This window comes from Arthrobacter sp. B0316-5-4 (assembly GCF_059090325.1).
Genome location: NZ_JBNHFN010000003.1, coordinates 107,549 through 120,781, shown reverse-complemented (window position 1 = coordinate 120,781; position 13,233 = coordinate 107,549). Strand labels below are relative to the sequence as shown.

The 13,233-nt window shown below is 61.2% G+C and carries 16 protein-coding genes and 1 pseudogene; 7 read left to right on the top strand and 10 right to left on the bottom strand.

Annotated elements, in window-relative coordinates; all coding sequences use genetic code 11:
* Position 1: 1 nt before the first annotated feature.
* The 3 genes from AC5RU9_RS09060 to AC5RU9_RS09050 all read right to left on the bottom strand — a co-directional run bounded on the left by AC5RU9_RS09060 (position 2) and on the right by AC5RU9_RS09050 (position 2,151).
* Entirely contained in the window at positions 2-559 is a 558-nt protein-coding gene (locus AC5RU9_RS09060) for a hypothetical protein (RefSeq protein WP_494016173.1), read from the bottom strand.
* A 113-nt stretch (positions 560-672) separates the two neighbouring features.
* A complete protein-coding gene (locus AC5RU9_RS09055; RefSeq protein WP_211710939.1) occupies positions 673-1,629 on the bottom strand; it encodes a DNA topoisomerase IB in 957 nt (318 codons plus the stop codon).
* Between the two features lie 42 nt (positions 1,630-1,671).
* Entirely contained in the window at positions 1,672-2,151 is a 480-nt protein-coding gene (locus AC5RU9_RS09050) for a Dps family protein (protein WP_178992930.1), read from the bottom strand.
* Positions 2,152-2,448: 297 nt separating this feature from the next.
* On the opposite strand from AC5RU9_RS09050, the gene AC5RU9_RS09045 reads away from it, so the two are divergent.
* Entirely contained in the window at positions 2,449-2,619 is a 171-nt protein-coding gene (locus tag AC5RU9_RS09045; protein WP_211710941.1) for a hypothetical protein, read from the top strand.
* Between the two features lie 70 nt (positions 2,620-2,689).
* Here the strand turns inward: AC5RU9_RS09045 and AC5RU9_RS09040 are convergent, their stop codons facing one another.
* Positions 2,690-2,920 (bottom strand): hypothetical protein, encoded by a 231-nt coding sequence (locus AC5RU9_RS09040; protein WP_494016172.1) that lies wholly within the window; start codon positions 2,918-2,920, stop codon positions 2,690-2,692.
* Between the two features lie 111 nt (positions 2,921-3,031).
* Between AC5RU9_RS09040 and AC5RU9_RS09035 the strand changes: the two genes are divergently transcribed.
* Genes AC5RU9_RS09035 through AC5RU9_RS09025 form a run of 3 tightly spaced genes read left to right on the top strand, consistent with a single transcriptional unit; the run spans position 3,032 to position 4,548 of the window.
* A complete protein-coding gene (locus AC5RU9_RS09035) occupies positions 3,032-3,544 on the top strand; it encodes a DUF6328 family protein (RefSeq protein WP_211710943.1) in 513 nt (170 codons plus the stop codon).
* 2 nt (positions 3,545-3,546) lie between these two features.
* Positions 3,547-4,257 carry a DUF6766 family protein gene (locus AC5RU9_RS09030; RefSeq protein ID WP_494016171.1) on the top strand — a complete coding sequence of 237 codons (711 nt, stop codon included), beginning with the start codon at positions 3,547-3,549 and terminating at the stop codon, positions 4,255-4,257.
* A gap of 24 nt (positions 4,258-4,281) precedes the next feature.
* Positions 4,282-4,548, top strand: coding sequence for a DUF7218 family protein (locus AC5RU9_RS09025; protein ID WP_211710945.1), 267 nt, complete (start codon positions 4,282-4,284; stop codon positions 4,546-4,548).
* A gap of 75 nt (positions 4,549-4,623) precedes the next feature.
* On the opposite strand, the gene ku is transcribed toward AC5RU9_RS09025, so the two are convergent.
* Complete coding sequence (gene ku, locus AC5RU9_RS09020) at positions 4,624-5,490, bottom strand: non-homologous end joining protein Ku (protein WP_211710946.1); 867 nt, start codon at positions 5,488-5,490, stop codon at positions 4,624-4,626.
* Positions 5,491-5,528: 38 nt separating this feature from the next.
* Here ku and AC5RU9_RS09015 point away from each other — a divergent pair, with 38 nt between their 5' ends.
* Complete coding sequence (locus AC5RU9_RS09015; protein ID WP_494016170.1) at positions 5,529-8,054, top strand: ATP-dependent DNA ligase; 2,526 nt, start codon at positions 5,529-5,531, stop codon at positions 8,052-8,054.
* Between the two features lie 81 nt (positions 8,055-8,135).
* Here the strand turns inward: AC5RU9_RS09015 and AC5RU9_RS09010 are convergent, their stop codons facing one another.
* Together AC5RU9_RS09010 and AC5RU9_RS09005 are read right to left on the bottom strand one after the other, a co-directional pair.
* On the bottom strand, positions 8,136-8,396 hold the full coding sequence (locus AC5RU9_RS09010; protein WP_494016169.1) for a hypothetical protein: 261 nt from the start codon (positions 8,394-8,396) through the stop codon (positions 8,136-8,138).
* Between the two features lie 34 nt (positions 8,397-8,430).
* Positions 8,431-8,631, bottom strand: coding sequence for a hypothetical protein (locus AC5RU9_RS09005; protein WP_494016168.1), 201 nt, complete (start codon positions 8,629-8,631; stop codon positions 8,431-8,433).
* Positions 8,632-8,869: 238 nt separating this feature from the next.
* Between AC5RU9_RS09005 and AC5RU9_RS09000 the strand changes: the two genes are divergently transcribed.
* The gene (locus tag AC5RU9_RS09000) at positions 8,870-9,679 is read left to right on the top strand and encodes a putative protein N(5)-glutamine methyltransferase (protein ID WP_494016167.1); all 810 of its coding nucleotides are present in this window, start codon (positions 8,870-8,872) and stop codon (positions 9,677-9,679) included.
* 305 nt (positions 9,680-9,984) lie between these two features.
* Here the strand turns inward: AC5RU9_RS09000 and AC5RU9_RS08995 are convergent, their stop codons facing one another.
* Positions 9,985-11,097: a pentapeptide repeat-containing protein gene (locus AC5RU9_RS08995; protein WP_494016166.1), complete on the bottom strand. Its 1,113-nt coding sequence runs from the start codon at positions 11,095-11,097 to the stop codon at positions 9,985-9,987.
* Positions 11,098-11,257: 160 nt separating this feature from the next.
* Here AC5RU9_RS08995 and AC5RU9_RS08990 point away from each other — a divergent pair, with 160 nt between their 5' ends.
* Positions 11,258-11,443 (top strand): hypothetical protein, encoded by a 186-nt coding sequence (locus AC5RU9_RS08990; protein WP_494016165.1) that lies wholly within the window; start codon positions 11,258-11,260, stop codon positions 11,441-11,443.
* 768 nt (positions 11,444-12,211) lie between these two features.
* Here AC5RU9_RS08990 and AC5RU9_RS08985 read toward each other — a convergent pair.
* A pseudogene (locus AC5RU9_RS08985) lies at positions 12,212-12,658 on the bottom strand (DUF1016 N-terminal domain-containing protein); the annotation flags it as partial.
* A 222-nt stretch (positions 12,659-12,880) separates the two neighbouring features.
* Positions 12,881-13,033 (bottom strand): hypothetical protein, encoded by a 153-nt coding sequence (locus AC5RU9_RS08980; RefSeq protein ID WP_494016164.1) that lies wholly within the window; start codon positions 13,031-13,033, stop codon positions 12,881-12,883.
* Positions 13,034-13,233: the final 200 nt, after the last annotated feature.

The following is a 13,233-nucleotide window of genomic DNA, read 5'->3' as shown; positions in this document are numbered from 1 at the left end:
CTCAGCGTGAAGCAGTGGCGGCCGGCAGTGCGCTGGCGGGCTTCCTGGGCCAGATCGTGTAGCTCACGGCCCATAGGAAGTCGATTGCGAAGATGAAGCCCAGAATGCGAAAGAACTCCGAGAGGGCGGCCGTCCGTCCTGCGTCGTTGACGAGGAGGATGATCGCTCCCAGCGTCGCAGCGGCGATGACCACCGCCAACGCGGTGAGAAGTACATCCCGCCAGCACTTGACCGTGTAACGGGTCCCACTGAGTCGTTCCGGCGCTGGCCCGCCGGCGAACCGGTGCTGGAAGTGCGCGTCGGCCCAGGCCACCATGCGTTTGCCGTACGCGATGGAGACGCCAATGTAGATCGCCGCCAGCCCGTGATGCCAGGAGGCAGTTCCCCCGCCCAGCAGGTCGACGGCCACCAAGGCAAGCAGAACAGCGTCGATCACTGGTGCAAGGAGCAGGAGGGCTCCACCAAGGCGGGGGCGCCGCAGCACATACCGGGCCGTAAGGCCGGCAAGAATCGCCACCCAGAACGCAACTTCACAGACCACGATTGCGAACAGAATCATTCACCGCTCCTCAACGCCATATACCGACGAGGTGATGACCCCCGCTCTTTGTTAGTACGACTGTACTCATAAAATCGGCAGGATGGCAGAGCGAGCGGCCCGGAACAGCTGCGCTAGCTTTGTTTTTCGATCAGGAATGCAGCAATGGAAGGTTCCGTGGCCTTGACTGCCTGCAGTTCCCCGGACAAGTAGGCCTCAACGATCCGCGGGTCTACATAGGACGTGCGGGCCACTGTTGGAGTGTTGCCGAGGAGGGCCGCCGCGTCCTTCATGGCTTTCACCAGCGCCTGGGGACGCGTCATGATGCCATCGGAACTCAACAGGCTGAGTGCGGCGGCAGCCGTCCCCTTCCACGTGCGGAAATCCTTTGACGTGTAGGCGGCCCCGGCAATCTTGCGAAGGTACTCATTGATCATGGAGGCATCCAAGGAGACCCAGGACCCGTCCGCCTTGTAAGCCAACAAGCGTTCCTTGCCCGGGCGTCGGGCCAGGGGCTCCAGGAACGCGGCCAGGGCGGGGTCGTGGATGGAGGTGTCCCACAGTTGCCCGCTCTTGCCGGGGAACTTCAGCGCCACGGCATCGCCCTTGACCCGCGCATGCCGGCAGCGGAGGGTAGTGAGCCCATAGGAACCGTTCTGGCGCATGTAGCTTTCGGAGCCAACGCGCAAAGCGCCGAGGTCCATTAGCCGCACCGCAGCTGCGATGGTTTGTTGCTTGGGCGAGGACGTGTCCTTGAGGTGCAGCGTGACGGCCCGGCGCACTGCAGGGAACACGGAGCCCAACTCCGCCGCGCGCTGGAACTTCTCGGTGTCCTTCCGTTCACGCCAGCGGGGGTGGTACATATATTGGCTGCGACCGGCCGCGTCCACGCCGGTGGCTTGGATGTGTCCGTTTTCGTAGGGACAGATCCACACTTCAGTCCAGGCAGGCGGGATCGCCAGCGCGTTGATGCGCTGGCGATCCTCCTTGCTGACCAGGCTCCCGTCCGGTTGACGGTAGCTGAAGCCCTTGCCCACCTTGCGGCGGACGATGCCGGGCTTGGAAAGGTCGCTTCGCTTAAGCCGTGGCATGCCGGGCTCCCTTGTCCGCGATCAGCCTGGTCCGGGCGCTTGCTAGGCCTCGTCCGGATCCGTGACGGCTGCGCCGGCGTTCATGATTTCGGCGTTGATCATCCATACCAACTGCTCAAGCCTGGAGATGAACGCGTGCAGGAGGTCCGCCGTCGTGGGGTCTTCTTCATCCACTTCGTCATGGACGTCGCGCATGGTCTGGACTGCGCGCTCCACTCGCTCGGTGACAAGCTTGACGGCGTTCTTGGTGTTGACAAGGCCTGCGGGGAATTCCTCAAGCCGCGTGCCCTTGGCGATGGTGGCGCTGCGGCCGTCCGGGAGTGCGTGAAGTGCCCTCATTCGCTCAGCGGTGTCGTCGGCGAATTCGCGGGTTGCCACCACCAGCTCGTCCAGCTGAAGGTGAAGGTCCCGGAAGTTGGGTCCCACGATGTTCCAGTGGGCCTGCTTTCCCTGGAGCTGCAGCTCGATAAGGTCTGTCAGGACGATCTGAAGGTTGTCTGCAAGCTGCTGTGACGCTTTCATGTGTTCCTCTCATGGACGTTCATCTGAGCCAATACGTGCCACCTGCTTACTGCGGCAACTGCCCAATCATCAAGTGACGACTTCAATAAGCCTTTCATAAGGTTGCTTAGTAGTACAATGAAGAGTGTTGCTGTTCACAACTGGCGAACTTCATCCTACGGTGAAGTCCGGTATGGGATAGCGGAAAAGGCACTTAGGGGCGGCGGAACGTCCCCAGGTACCGGCATAACTAAATCGAAGTAAATCGGAATGCATAGTTGGGAATCGAAGATTCCCCCAGAAAGGAATGTGCTGACCATGAATACGCTTCTGATCATTGCTGGTGTAGTAGCAATTGTTCTTCTCCTCGTGGGCGGTTTCTCCCAGGCCCTTAGCTGGCTCCTGTGGGTGGGAATCGTCCTCCTTGTCATCGCGGCCATTGGCTGGCTCCTGAGCTTCATGTCAGGTCGCAGGGGTCATACGGTCTAAATCCAGGCGCCCCGCGCGAGGGCTGCCCCGCCGCAGCTGAACTGCGTGTCGGGGCAGTCCTCGGCCGCATCTACTGCCCGCCCGCGCCACCCGTCGAGTCGCCGGTTGCCGAGGGCGGTGGAGCGGCATCGGGATCCTTGGGCGTGGGGAATTCCTCCTCCGGCACCCCGGGCTCATCCTGGGCCGGCCGCTCGGGCGTTTCCCCTTGGGCGCCCTGACCGGGAAGTTCCTGTTCCGGGGTGGGAGTTCCATAACCGCCGGGTTCATCCGACGGCTCAACGCGATGCTCGTCCTGGCTCATTTCTTCCTCCTTGGAATCCGTTGAGGCCCCGAGAAAAGTTCGAGGAATGCTGACAATCCGACCGTAGCCCGGTGTATCGTCGGCGTCCACCAAGAGTTGCGAGGTGCACGAATGACAGAGCCGGATCAAATTCCCCGGATAGGCCGCAACGAGTCCACCGAAGAGCGGATGGACCGGAACTGGATGGAATTGATCCAGGAGCTGCGCGTGCTCCAAACAGGAGTCCAGATCCTGGGAGGTTTCCTGCTGACGCTTCCCTTCCAAGCCCGGTTCAGCGAACTGGACGACTGGCAGCAGAACCTATATCTGTTCAACGTCATGACCGCTGCTTTGACTACCGTGCTCATCGTCCTCCCGGTCAGCGTGCATAGGCGGCTGTTCCGGCGGGGGCTCAAAGCCACCCTTGTCTCCAGCGCTGACGTCATCACCAAGTGGGCTCTGGCAGGCGTAGCCATTCTGATCACCGGCTCCGCCTCCCTTGTCTTCGACGTGACGGCCGGCAGGACTGCGGGTTTGGTGGCAGGCGGCGGCATCATCCTGGTCCTGCTCGTTTTCGTGGTGGGCATGCCGCTGTGGCTGCAACGCCGGGCCGGGGCTACCAACGGCAATTCAAAGGACGGCTGACCATGCTGCGACCCACTGAACACCCGAAGTCCGAGACGGAGCACAAACCTTTAAGGCAGTGGATCAAGGAACACGGGCTGTTGCTGGCCAACGTTGGCCTGTTCGTGGTTTTCTTTGGCGGGATGGTGATCTCGGGGGCTGCGAGCTACAGCGAAGACCAGCAGACCCACGGAGGTGAACCCGTCAGCATTCCCGGGTACCTGGCCACCGGACACTTCGTTGAGGCGGTCTTTGAGAACTGGGAATCGGAATTCCTCCAGATGGCCATGTACGTGGTCCTCACGGTCTTCCTTTTCCAGAAGGGCTCGTCCGAGTCCAAACCCATGGGCAAGGATTCGCCCCAGGATGAGGACCCCCGGGATGCCAGGAAGACGGCAAAGACGCCGTGGCCGGTCAGGCGCGGAGGCTGGGTCCTGAAGGTTTACGAGCACTCGCTCTCGGGGCTTTTGGCGCTCTTGTTCCTAGCCTCCTTCACGCTGCACGCCATCGGCGGCACGGCCGCTTTCAACGAGGAACAACTCAGTCACGGACTGCCCCAGGTCTCCACATGGGAATACCTCGCGTCCAGCCAGTTCTGGTTTGAGTCATTCCAGAACTGGCAAAGTGAGTTCCTGGCCGTTGCTGTTCTTGTGGGGGCCTCTGTTTACCTTCGTGAGCGCGGCTCGCCTGAGTCCAAGCCCGTCGCCGAACCACACTACGAGACAGGCTCCTAGCCAGCCAGGGAAAGGAAACGCACTATGCCGGAAAAGAAGAATCCCAGCATCAAAGATCCCGAACTGTACGAAGAACTTCGCGATGATGGCGCATCCAAGGAAAAGGCTGCCCGTATCTCGAATGCCGCCGCTGCGCAGGGACGCAAGGCGGTGGGCCGTAAAGGTGGAAAGTCCGGCGACTATGACGACTGGACCGTGGACAAATTGAAAGCCCGCGCCAAGGAACTGGGCCTTAAAGGCTATTCCGGCAAGAAGAAGGCCGATCTGATCTCCATGTTGCGGAACCACTAGTTCAAAGGCGATAAACAAAAGCGGTGGCCGCCTGGAAAGGGAGCCACCGCTTTTGTGTGGAATTACGACGCCGGGTCAAGCCTTTTTCTTGGCCCGCGCCTTTGGCTTGCTGGCAGTCTTGCTGGCGGCAGCGTCGTCGTCGGACGCTTTTTCCTTGCCGCGTTTCTTGTCGAGGCTGCGCTTGAGCGCTTCCATGAGGTCGATCACGTCGCCACCTTCGCCTTCGCCTTCCACGACGCCGAAGGTGGCCTCCGTATCCAGCGCCTCGCCCTTCTCCAGCTTGGCCTCGATCAACGTCTTCAGCTGCGCCTGGTAGTCGTCGGTGTATTCGTCGGGATCGAAGTCGTGCGCCATGGAGTCCACCAAGGCGGAGGACATTTCGAGTTCCTTGTCCGAGATCTTGACGTCCGTCTCCAAGGACGGGAACTTCGCTTCGCGGACTTCGTCCCCCCACAACAACGCCTGAAGCAGCAGCACGTCCCCGCGCACCCGGAGCGCCCCCAAGCGGGTCTTCTGGCGCAACGCGTACTGGACGATCGCGATCCTGTCGGTGTCTTCCAAGGTCTGCCGCAGCAGCATGTAAGCCTTGGGTGACTTGGAGTCAGGTTCAAGGAAATAGCTGCGCTCGTACATGATCGGGTCCAGCTGCTCGGCAGGGATGAACTCCACTACCTCGATTTCACGGCTGCTCTCCTCCGGCAGGGACTTCAATTCCGCCGCCGTCAGGACCACCGTGCGGCCCTCTTCTTCGTAGGCTTTGTCGATGTCCTCGTAGGCCACTACTTCGCTGCAGATTTCGCATTTGCGCTGGTACCTGATGCGCCCGCCGTCCTTATTGTGGACTTGGTGCAGGCCAATATCGTGATCCTCCGTGGCACTGTAGAGCTTCACTGGTACGTTGACCAGACCGAACGCGATAGATCCCTTCCATATGGCCCTCATGCACCCAGTCAACAGCACAACACAGCGGAGGAGAAGAGGTGGCAGGCAAGCAGCAGGAGCGGGTGAACGTCGAAGGCCACGAGCTCACCCTCACCAACCTGGGCAAAATCATCTATCCCGAAACCGGCACCACCAAAGCCGAGGTGCTGGAGTACTACGCTGCCGTGGCGCCTTTCCTCATCCCCGCAGCGGCCAACCGGCCCGTCACCCGCAAGCGCTGGGTCAACGGCGTGGGCACTGCCGAGCACCCGGGACAGGTGTTCTTCCAGAAGAACCTGGAGGACTCAGCGCCCAAATGGATACCGCGCGCCACCATCCACCATTCGGACCACACCAACGACTACCCCATGGTCAACAACCTGGCCACACTCACGTGGATGGCCCAGATCGCTTCGCTGGAGATCCACGTTCCGCAGTGGCAGGTGGACGCGGCAGGTAATCCGCTCCGCCCGGACCGTTTTGTGCTGGACCTCGATCCCGGTCCTGGTGCGGGCCTGCCTGAATGCGTCGAGGTGGCCAGGCTGGCCCGCTCCATCCTCCAGGACATGGGCATGGACCCGGTTCCCGTCACCAGTGGCAGCAAGGGCATCCACCTTTACACCGGGTTGGACGGCACCCTGAAGTCCGAGCAAGTTTCGGCGTTCGCCCATGAGCTTGCGCGGGCTTTGGAATCCGACCACCCCGGGCTGGTGGTGAGCGACATGAAAAAGTCCCTGCGCAATGGCAAGGTCCTGGTGGATTGGAGCCAGAACAGCGGCAACAAAACGACTATCGTGCCGTACTCCCTGCGCGGCAAGGCGCATCCCACGGTTGCGGCGCCCCGCACCTGGCAGGAGCTGGATTCCCCTACGCTCGACCATCTGGACTACACCGCCGTGATGGAACGGGTCCGCACCGGCAAGGACCACTTTGCGCCCATCTCCGACCGGCACGTGCCGCCGCATGGGGAAGATACCGACGACGGCGAGGCTGCTTCGGGTGGTTCGCGCGGCCGGGTGGTGACAGTGGAGAGCCGTCTCGCCAAATATGTGGGGATGCGCGATCCGGACAAAACCCCGGAGCCGTTTCCGTCGTCGTCGGCCGCTGCCGGGAAGGCGACCAGCGCGACATCCTCCGAGCAGCCAAAACCGGGCGACCCTCCGCCGCCCGGCGGCATCTTCGTCATCCAGGAGCATCACGCCAGGCGCTACCATCTGGATTTCCGGCTGGAGCACCAGGGTGTCCTGGCTTCGTGGGCGCTGCCCCGTGGGGTGCCGGAGACCCCCGACCGCAACCACCTCGCCGTCCACACCGAGGACCACCCCATGGACTACGCGGACTTCGCGGGGGTGATCCCCCAGGGCGAGTACGGTGGCGGCACGGTGACCATCTGGGACCGCGGCGAGTACACCTGCGAGAAGTGGCGCGACGGCAAGGAAGTCATTGCCACCCTGACCGGCCAACCGGGAGGTGGGCTGGGTGGCACCAAGCGTTTCGCGTTGATCAATACGGGTGACCGCTGGCTGATCCACTTGATGAAGGAGCAGCCGGGAGCGCGCCGGAGTACACCGGCAAAGGAGCCGCAGCCCGCTCCCGCTCCCGCTCCCCCTGCTCAGCAGCCCCTTCGTGATTACGCCCCCATGCTAGCCACGTCCGGAACCACGGCGGACCTTAGCGGGAATGACTGGCTTTACGAGCTCAAATGGGATGGCATCCGGGCTGTCATCACAGGAACCGAGGGCAAGATCCGGCTCATGAGCCGGAACGGAAACGACCTCACCGCCACCTATCCGGAGCTCACCGACCGCGCGTGCTGGCCGGAAGGCGACTTTGTTGCCGACGGCGAAATCGTGGCGCTCGGCAAGGGCTCCCGGCCTGACTTTGGGCGGCTGCAGCTCCGGATGAACCTGGCCAAGGCTGCCGACATCGAACGCGCCAAGGCCTCGGTTCCGGTGCAGCTCATGCTTTTCGACCTGATGTACGACGACGGCACGGACCTCAGCGGGCTGCCATTCGTTGAGCGCCGCGAAAGGCTGGCGGAGTTCGCGACGCGCCTGAAGGCGGGATGTCCGCTGCATCTGTCGGCTGTTCTGGACCACGACGTTGAAGACCTCATGTCCAGCGCCGCCGAGTTGGGCCTGGAAGGGGTCATGGCCAAGAAAGCGGACAGCCGTTACACCGTGGGACGACGCAGCAGGGCCTGGATCAAGCTCAAACTGGAGCAAAGCCAGGAGGTTGTGGTGGGCGGTTGGCGGCCCGGGGCCGGCGCGCGGAGCGGAACCTTCGGGGCACTGCTTTTGGGCATCCCGGACGGGGACCAGCTGCACTATGTGGGCAGGGTGGGGACCGGGTTCAAGGACTGGCAGTTGCGGGACATCATCGAGAAGCTCGAATCGCGGGAAGCCAGCGATTCGCCCTTCGCGGACATCCCGCGTGAGGACGCGGCCGGCGCCCATTGGGTGCGCCCCGACCTGGTGGCCGAGGTGACTTTCGGCAACTGGACCGGCCCTGGCAGGCTGCGCCATCCGGTGTGGCGTGGGTGGCGGCCGGACAAGTCCCCCTCAGACGTGAGCCAGCCCAACTAGGGGACAGATAACGCAGCTATGAGCGCTCAATAGGGCGTTTACTGTCCCCTAGTTGGGCTGGGAACGCGGAGGTAAGCCGCACTAGGAGGAGTGGGGCATCTGCGGGCGGCTGGTCCGGTGGATCGCAGACACTGCGGCCCCCTGGCCCATGCGCCCGTGGGCTTGGTCGCGGTCCTTCGGGTGACGGCGTTTGCCGTTACCGTCCGGCCACTGCTGACTTTGATCCGTGCCCAGTGCCAAGGCTATGGCAGCAGGCTCGGGCATCGGGGCCATGTCCATGGACTCCACCAAGTGGCTCGCAACCTCAGGATTGATGTTTTCTGCAGAATGCTTCGCAGTCATGGTTCTTCCCTTTCAGTGTGCCTGTCCGTTGGATTTACCAGCGGACCTTCTTCTCGGTCTTGGCTTGCTTACCGCTGGCGGACGTGGGCTTGTGGCCTTTGCCGGTGCTCTGCCAGCCTGCTGGCGCTCCGCCGCCCGATTTGCTGGCGAGCATCGCCCGCTGGGCGTCCGTGAGCTTGGACTTGATACCGCCCGAAGCGGTTTGGTTCTTATTGTCGGAAGGGTTGGCGGTCATATGGACTCCTAAAGTGTGTGAGTCCTGAAGAGACACGTATCCCGTGCGTTGCGGTTCAAGGAAGAAGGCGTCGACAACGGGAACGGCATGGAGGCAAGCCTCAACAGGCGTGGATTTTTGTCATCTGAAACGCAGCTGGTGCACCATGGCGGGCACTGGCCGGTTTACTCAAAAATCAGTGTTCCCATGGGTCATACCCTAACCAATTTCCGCCACGTTTGTGAACCCCTCGACTAGCATGGCTCTCGTGACCAGCAGTGCTTCGATCGTCACCACCTTGCGGGCTGCGGGCTGTGTTTTCGCCGAAGACGAAGCCCAGCTCCTGATCAGCGCGGCCCGGACCCCGGACGAGCTGGCCAGGATGGTGGATCACCGGGTCCGCGGACTCCCGCTCGAACACATTGTGGGGTGGGTTGATTTCTGCGGACAGCGGATGGCAGTGGGACCGGGCGTATTCGTTCCGCGGCGTCGCACCGAGTTCCTGGTTCGGCAGGGAGCGACCATCGCCCGGCCGTTAGCCGATGGGCGCCGCGCCGTCGTCGTCGACCTCTGCTGCGGCTCCGGCGCGATAGGCGCAGCGCTCAGCGAACTGCTGGGGAGCTGCGAGTTGCACGCGGCGGACATTGATACCGCGGCTGTCCGATTCGCCCGCCGCAACGTGGAGCCCCGTGGCGGGCACGTCCATGAAGGCGACCTGTACCAGGCACTCCCCCGCGGACTCCGTGGACGCGTTGACGTGCTCCTGGCCAACGCGCCATACGTGCCCACTGGGGCCATAGGTTTGATGCCGCCGGAGGCCCGGCTGCACGAGCCGATGGTGGCGCTCGACGGCGGAGCTGACGGTTTGGCGGTGCAGCGTCGGGTCGCGTCCGGGGCACTTGAGTGGCTGGCGCCGGGTGGTGCCTTGCTCATTGAAACGTCCACGGCACAGGCGTCGGAAACGGCCGCGATCATGGTGGGCGCGGGGCTCGCAGCAACAGTGGTTTCGGATGAGGAACTGGGGGCCACTGTGGTGCTGGGCTCCCCTCGGCGGATGGGCCATCGATAAACGAGATGACTTCACACCCGAAGAGCTAGCCGCTCACGACGGCACAGACCTCGCCATTGGAATGATCGGGGACAAAATCCCAGGGGCGGGCGGCGCAATCAAAGGCGCAGCAGAATCAACCGATCTGAGAACAGCGGAAGAAGTGGAAGCAGCAGCTTTGAAGGCAGGACGCCAGACGGGTGCGGCCGCGCAATTGCATGTGGGCGGGCAAGGCATGACGGACATCTCCACGGGCGGCGCAGATCGAACTATCACCCAGCTAGTACAACAAGCCGTAGATGCTCTTCGCGGACCGCCAAGCTTTATTAGGCGTGAGGTTTAGTTACCGAGGGCGGTTGGTATCCTTTAGGCCAAGTTGTTGACGTGTCCCAGCAATGAGCCACCTCAACTTGCTCTCGGGTAAGTCCGACAGCGCTAGAAAAATCCGCGCCGATCAGGTGTGCCTCATGGAAATGGGTGCCGTCTACTATGGCGTGACTAAGTTCCGCATTATGGAAGTCGGCCCACTCCATGCATGCGCCCCTGAGGTCGGCACGCGATAAATCTGCGTCACGTAATGAAGTGCGTTGCAGGTTGCCCATAGTCCATGTGGACTGGCTCAGGTCGGCCCGAGACAGATCAGCTCCTATGAGCGAAATTTTCTCACCAGCGATCGAATCCAATGCCGCATCTGTCATGTCAGCCCCGTCAAAGTTCAATCGCGCCGATTCCAAAGGATGAGGGGTGGTCGTGGGGCGGGAACGTTGACGAGTCGATAGCAGAATGCGGACGATCACCGAGCGCACTTCTGACTCGATGGGCACGATTTCCGACCCGGCGCTGTCCCCGGTTGGGCTCGCACGCGTTGCCACGTGGGTATTGGACCGAAGATACGAGCAAAGTACATCCACACAGACTTGGGCCTGCTTATTAGCTCGTTCACTGTAGCCACCAGTCTGGCTGCCAAAAGCCGTCCAATCTTCTGCCAGTGCCATAAGTGAGTAGACGCCGCCCAGCTTTACTGGTTGCTGTTCTACGTTTCCGAGCTGTTCGACGGCCTTGACGAACCTGTCGTTTAGGGCCGACTCCAACTGTCGCAGATGTACTCGATCCGATTCGTCCAGAGTATGCTTCAACTCCTGACGGGTTAGCGATCGAGTCTTTTCGGTTGAGAGGTAGGTCAGGATGGCGCCTAGCAGTACAAGAGTGCCGGCTATGAGCGTCGCCCAGGGTTGTGTTAGCTGGTTTGTGCATACGGCCTGGCTATTCAAGGCGGGTGTGTGGCATCCGGCGAATCCGGCGACGTACAGCAGACCAACGACTAGGGCTAGCAGCGAAACGAACAGCAGGGGCCGTTGCGATATCCAGCTACCTTCGCCGGTGGAGTCCTGCGGATCGGCTTTCGCGTCATTTTCCTTTGACTTGTGGATCTTCCCCACCGATTTGGGCCTTTCGATAAGATTGCAAAAGATACAGCATCTCAGACATGGCATCTCCCGCCAACGCGGCTAACGAAATCGAAAATTTGAGCCTTCGATAACGGAGAACGTCAGTGGCGGGTGCGATACTTGAGCCACAAGCGCGGGGAGGGGACTACCGATGACCGTTATTGCAGTGGACTTCAAAACTACCGAAGAGTTGAAGCACGAACGCGACGAACTGGTGCAGAAGTCGGGACTGACTCTTGAGGAACTGATGTCGCAGGGCGAGGACTACAGCCTGACGGTAAGTCAGTACGCCATCTTCGAAGAGATCGCTGACATCAACTACCTGCTCGGTGAGTAGCCCGGCTCAACGTCGGCAAGAGCACAGGCGGAGCATAGAGCACAAGGCTGGCGAGTTTGCCGCACGGGTGAACCACACGCTCAAGGCCTTTTTGGGTCGCGATGACGACGTCATGCACGTGGATGCCCGAGGGAGCCGGGTCGTTGTAAAGACCATTCGAAGCGAAGGCCTATCCTTGTCAGTGTCCGGCAATCCAGTGTTTAGGCTTACCGTTCGATATCACTGTGAGCTAAATCAGGCGAACACGTACCTCGCTGTGGAGTCGAGTGCCTTTGCCATCCATCACCACCTAACGACCGAGCCTATTGTGCGTTACGACTTCATTAGAAGCCCGAACAGCGGCGTCCCGTCAGCTCACATCAACGTTCACACAGTGTCTGATGCGCTGATGAGAGCAATGGAAGACGCAGGCAACAGTAAGCGGGCTGACAGAAGACGGCTTGATGCCGCAGAAGGTTCGCCCATGCGTCCGTCTCAGCTGCATTTACCGTTGGGGGGCCCGCGATTCCGTCCAGCCCTTGAGGACGTCCTCGAGATGTTGGTAGTCGAGTTTGCAATTGATCGATCCGCGGAGTGGCGTTCATCCCTGCGAGAAGGCAGGTCGCTCTGGCGTGACACTCAGCTTAGAGCAGCGGTAGCGGACAATCCCGAAGCTGCGGTGGAGGCGCTGACGGAACTGGGCTTCGGTGTGGAGTGGGTTGGGCCGACTGCAGACAGACCAGGATTGAGGCCTCAAAAACTGGAGCAGTTCTAGGTCGAAACATGGATTTACTGACCGCGATCGGCCTCTTCTATTTCAATTACCGACGTGGCCCCTTGGCGCCGTTGCCGACACCAGAGGGGAAAACTAAGTGGGCTTTGTGCTCCGTCCTCGCTTGATGGGAAGCGTGCGACTGCTGATGGGCCGGTCCACCCTGGCCACCGACAACCAACAAGCCGATGGACAAGATTCGAGGGTGCCGCGCCGGTCCTTTCCAAGGTCCGGTTCATGACCATGTTCAGCAGGACGCTTCTACTCCATCCATGCTCGACTGCTGCCACAGTGTAGGAAAGGTGGCTTTTCTGCGTGACGAGTTTGTCCAACAGGACTGTGATGTGACCCCACGGCAATTGCGCAGCAGCTTGTTGCGCAATTGGGCCCCTCTGCCAAGCCGCGGCGAATGTGGTCATGTACTGGATGTTTCCGAGCGAGAGGCCCTTCATGTCAGGGAACTCCTGGCGAAGGTCCTACAGTTGTCTGATCACTCCGCGCCCCCAGCCCTGTCGGGGCCAGTGACAGCCCGGATTCCATTGTCCAGATGCTGTCTGGACAATTTGCGCCGCAGGCTGTGGCGCTTTTAAGAGCTTCTTCTTAGTCGGTTCTTGCCTGGTCGGATCATGCTTCGGTACCGGCACCTTCTACCAGCCACGTTTACGAGGGGAAGGTTGGAGCGCGCCTCAGGCTTGGAACTTCTGCCCCATGGAGACTACCTCGCCGACCATGATGCCCGGGGTGTCGGTGATGCCCGCTCGCTCGGTGGTCGCTTTCGCCCCTCTTTTGAGAAGGCGTCCGGCAACGTTCCGCCGCGCGATGAGCACGACGATGGTCAAGCGATTCGTCAGTTTTTAGGCCCCAATCCTGTCTGTTAAGTGGGCTTGGCTAAACAATTTGGTAACAACGCGCTTTGTGGGCAAAAGTCGGCCCACATCCGCATGATCACGGGGCAAGAGCGGGCAATGAGATGCAACACAGCTAGGCAATTTGCACCCTCAAACGGCCCAAAAATCCGATCTCAACTCGGGTTTTGGAC

Excerpts from the sequence above, each read along its gene's own strand:
- ku (WP_211710946.1), bottom strand. The coding sequence starts at position 5,490 with ATGAGGGCCATATGGAAGGGATCTATCGCGTTCGGTCTGGTCAACGTA.
- AC5RU9_RS09030 (WP_494016171.1), top strand. The coding sequence starts at position 3,547 with ATGCTGCGACCCACTGAACACCCGAAGTCCGAGACGGAGCACAAACCT.
- AC5RU9_RS09060 (WP_494016173.1), bottom strand. The coding sequence starts at position 559 with ATGATTCTGTTCGCAATCGTGGTCTGTGAAGTTGCGTTCTGGGTGGCG.
- AC5RU9_RS09045 (WP_211710941.1), top strand. The coding sequence starts at position 2,449 with ATGAATACGCTTCTGATCATTGCTGGTGTAGTAGCAATTGTTCTTCTC.
- AC5RU9_RS09010 (WP_494016169.1), bottom strand. The coding sequence starts at position 8,396 with ATGACTGCGAAGCATTCTGCAGAAAACATCAATCCTGAGGTTGCGAGC.
- AC5RU9_RS08990 (WP_494016165.1), top strand. The coding sequence starts at position 11,258 with ATGACCGTTATTGCAGTGGACTTCAAAACTACCGAAGAGTTGAAGCAC.
- AC5RU9_RS09055 (WP_211710939.1), bottom strand. The coding sequence starts at position 1,629 with ATGCCACGGCTTAAGCGAAGCGACCTTTCCAAGCCCGGCATCGTCCGC.
- AC5RU9_RS09025 (WP_211710945.1), top strand. The coding sequence starts at position 4,282 with ATGCCGGAAAAGAAGAATCCCAGCATCAAAGATCCCGAACTGTACGAA.
- AC5RU9_RS09005 (WP_494016168.1), bottom strand. The coding sequence starts at position 8,631 with ATGACCGCCAACCCTTCCGACAATAAGAACCAAACCGCTTCGGGCGGT.
- AC5RU9_RS09000 (WP_494016167.1), top strand. The coding sequence starts at position 8,870 with ATGGCTCTCGTGACCAGCAGTGCTTCGATCGTCACCACCTTGCGGGCT.
- AC5RU9_RS09050 (WP_178992930.1), bottom strand. The coding sequence starts at position 2,151 with ATGAAAGCGTCACAGCAGCTTGCAGACAACCTTCAGATCGTCCTGACA.
- AC5RU9_RS09040 (WP_494016172.1), bottom strand. The coding sequence starts at position 2,920 with ATGAGCCAGGACGAGCATCGCGTTGAGCCGTCGGATGAACCCGGCGGT.
- AC5RU9_RS09035 (WP_211710943.1), top strand. The coding sequence starts at position 3,032 with ATGACAGAGCCGGATCAAATTCCCCGGATAGGCCGCAACGAGTCCACC.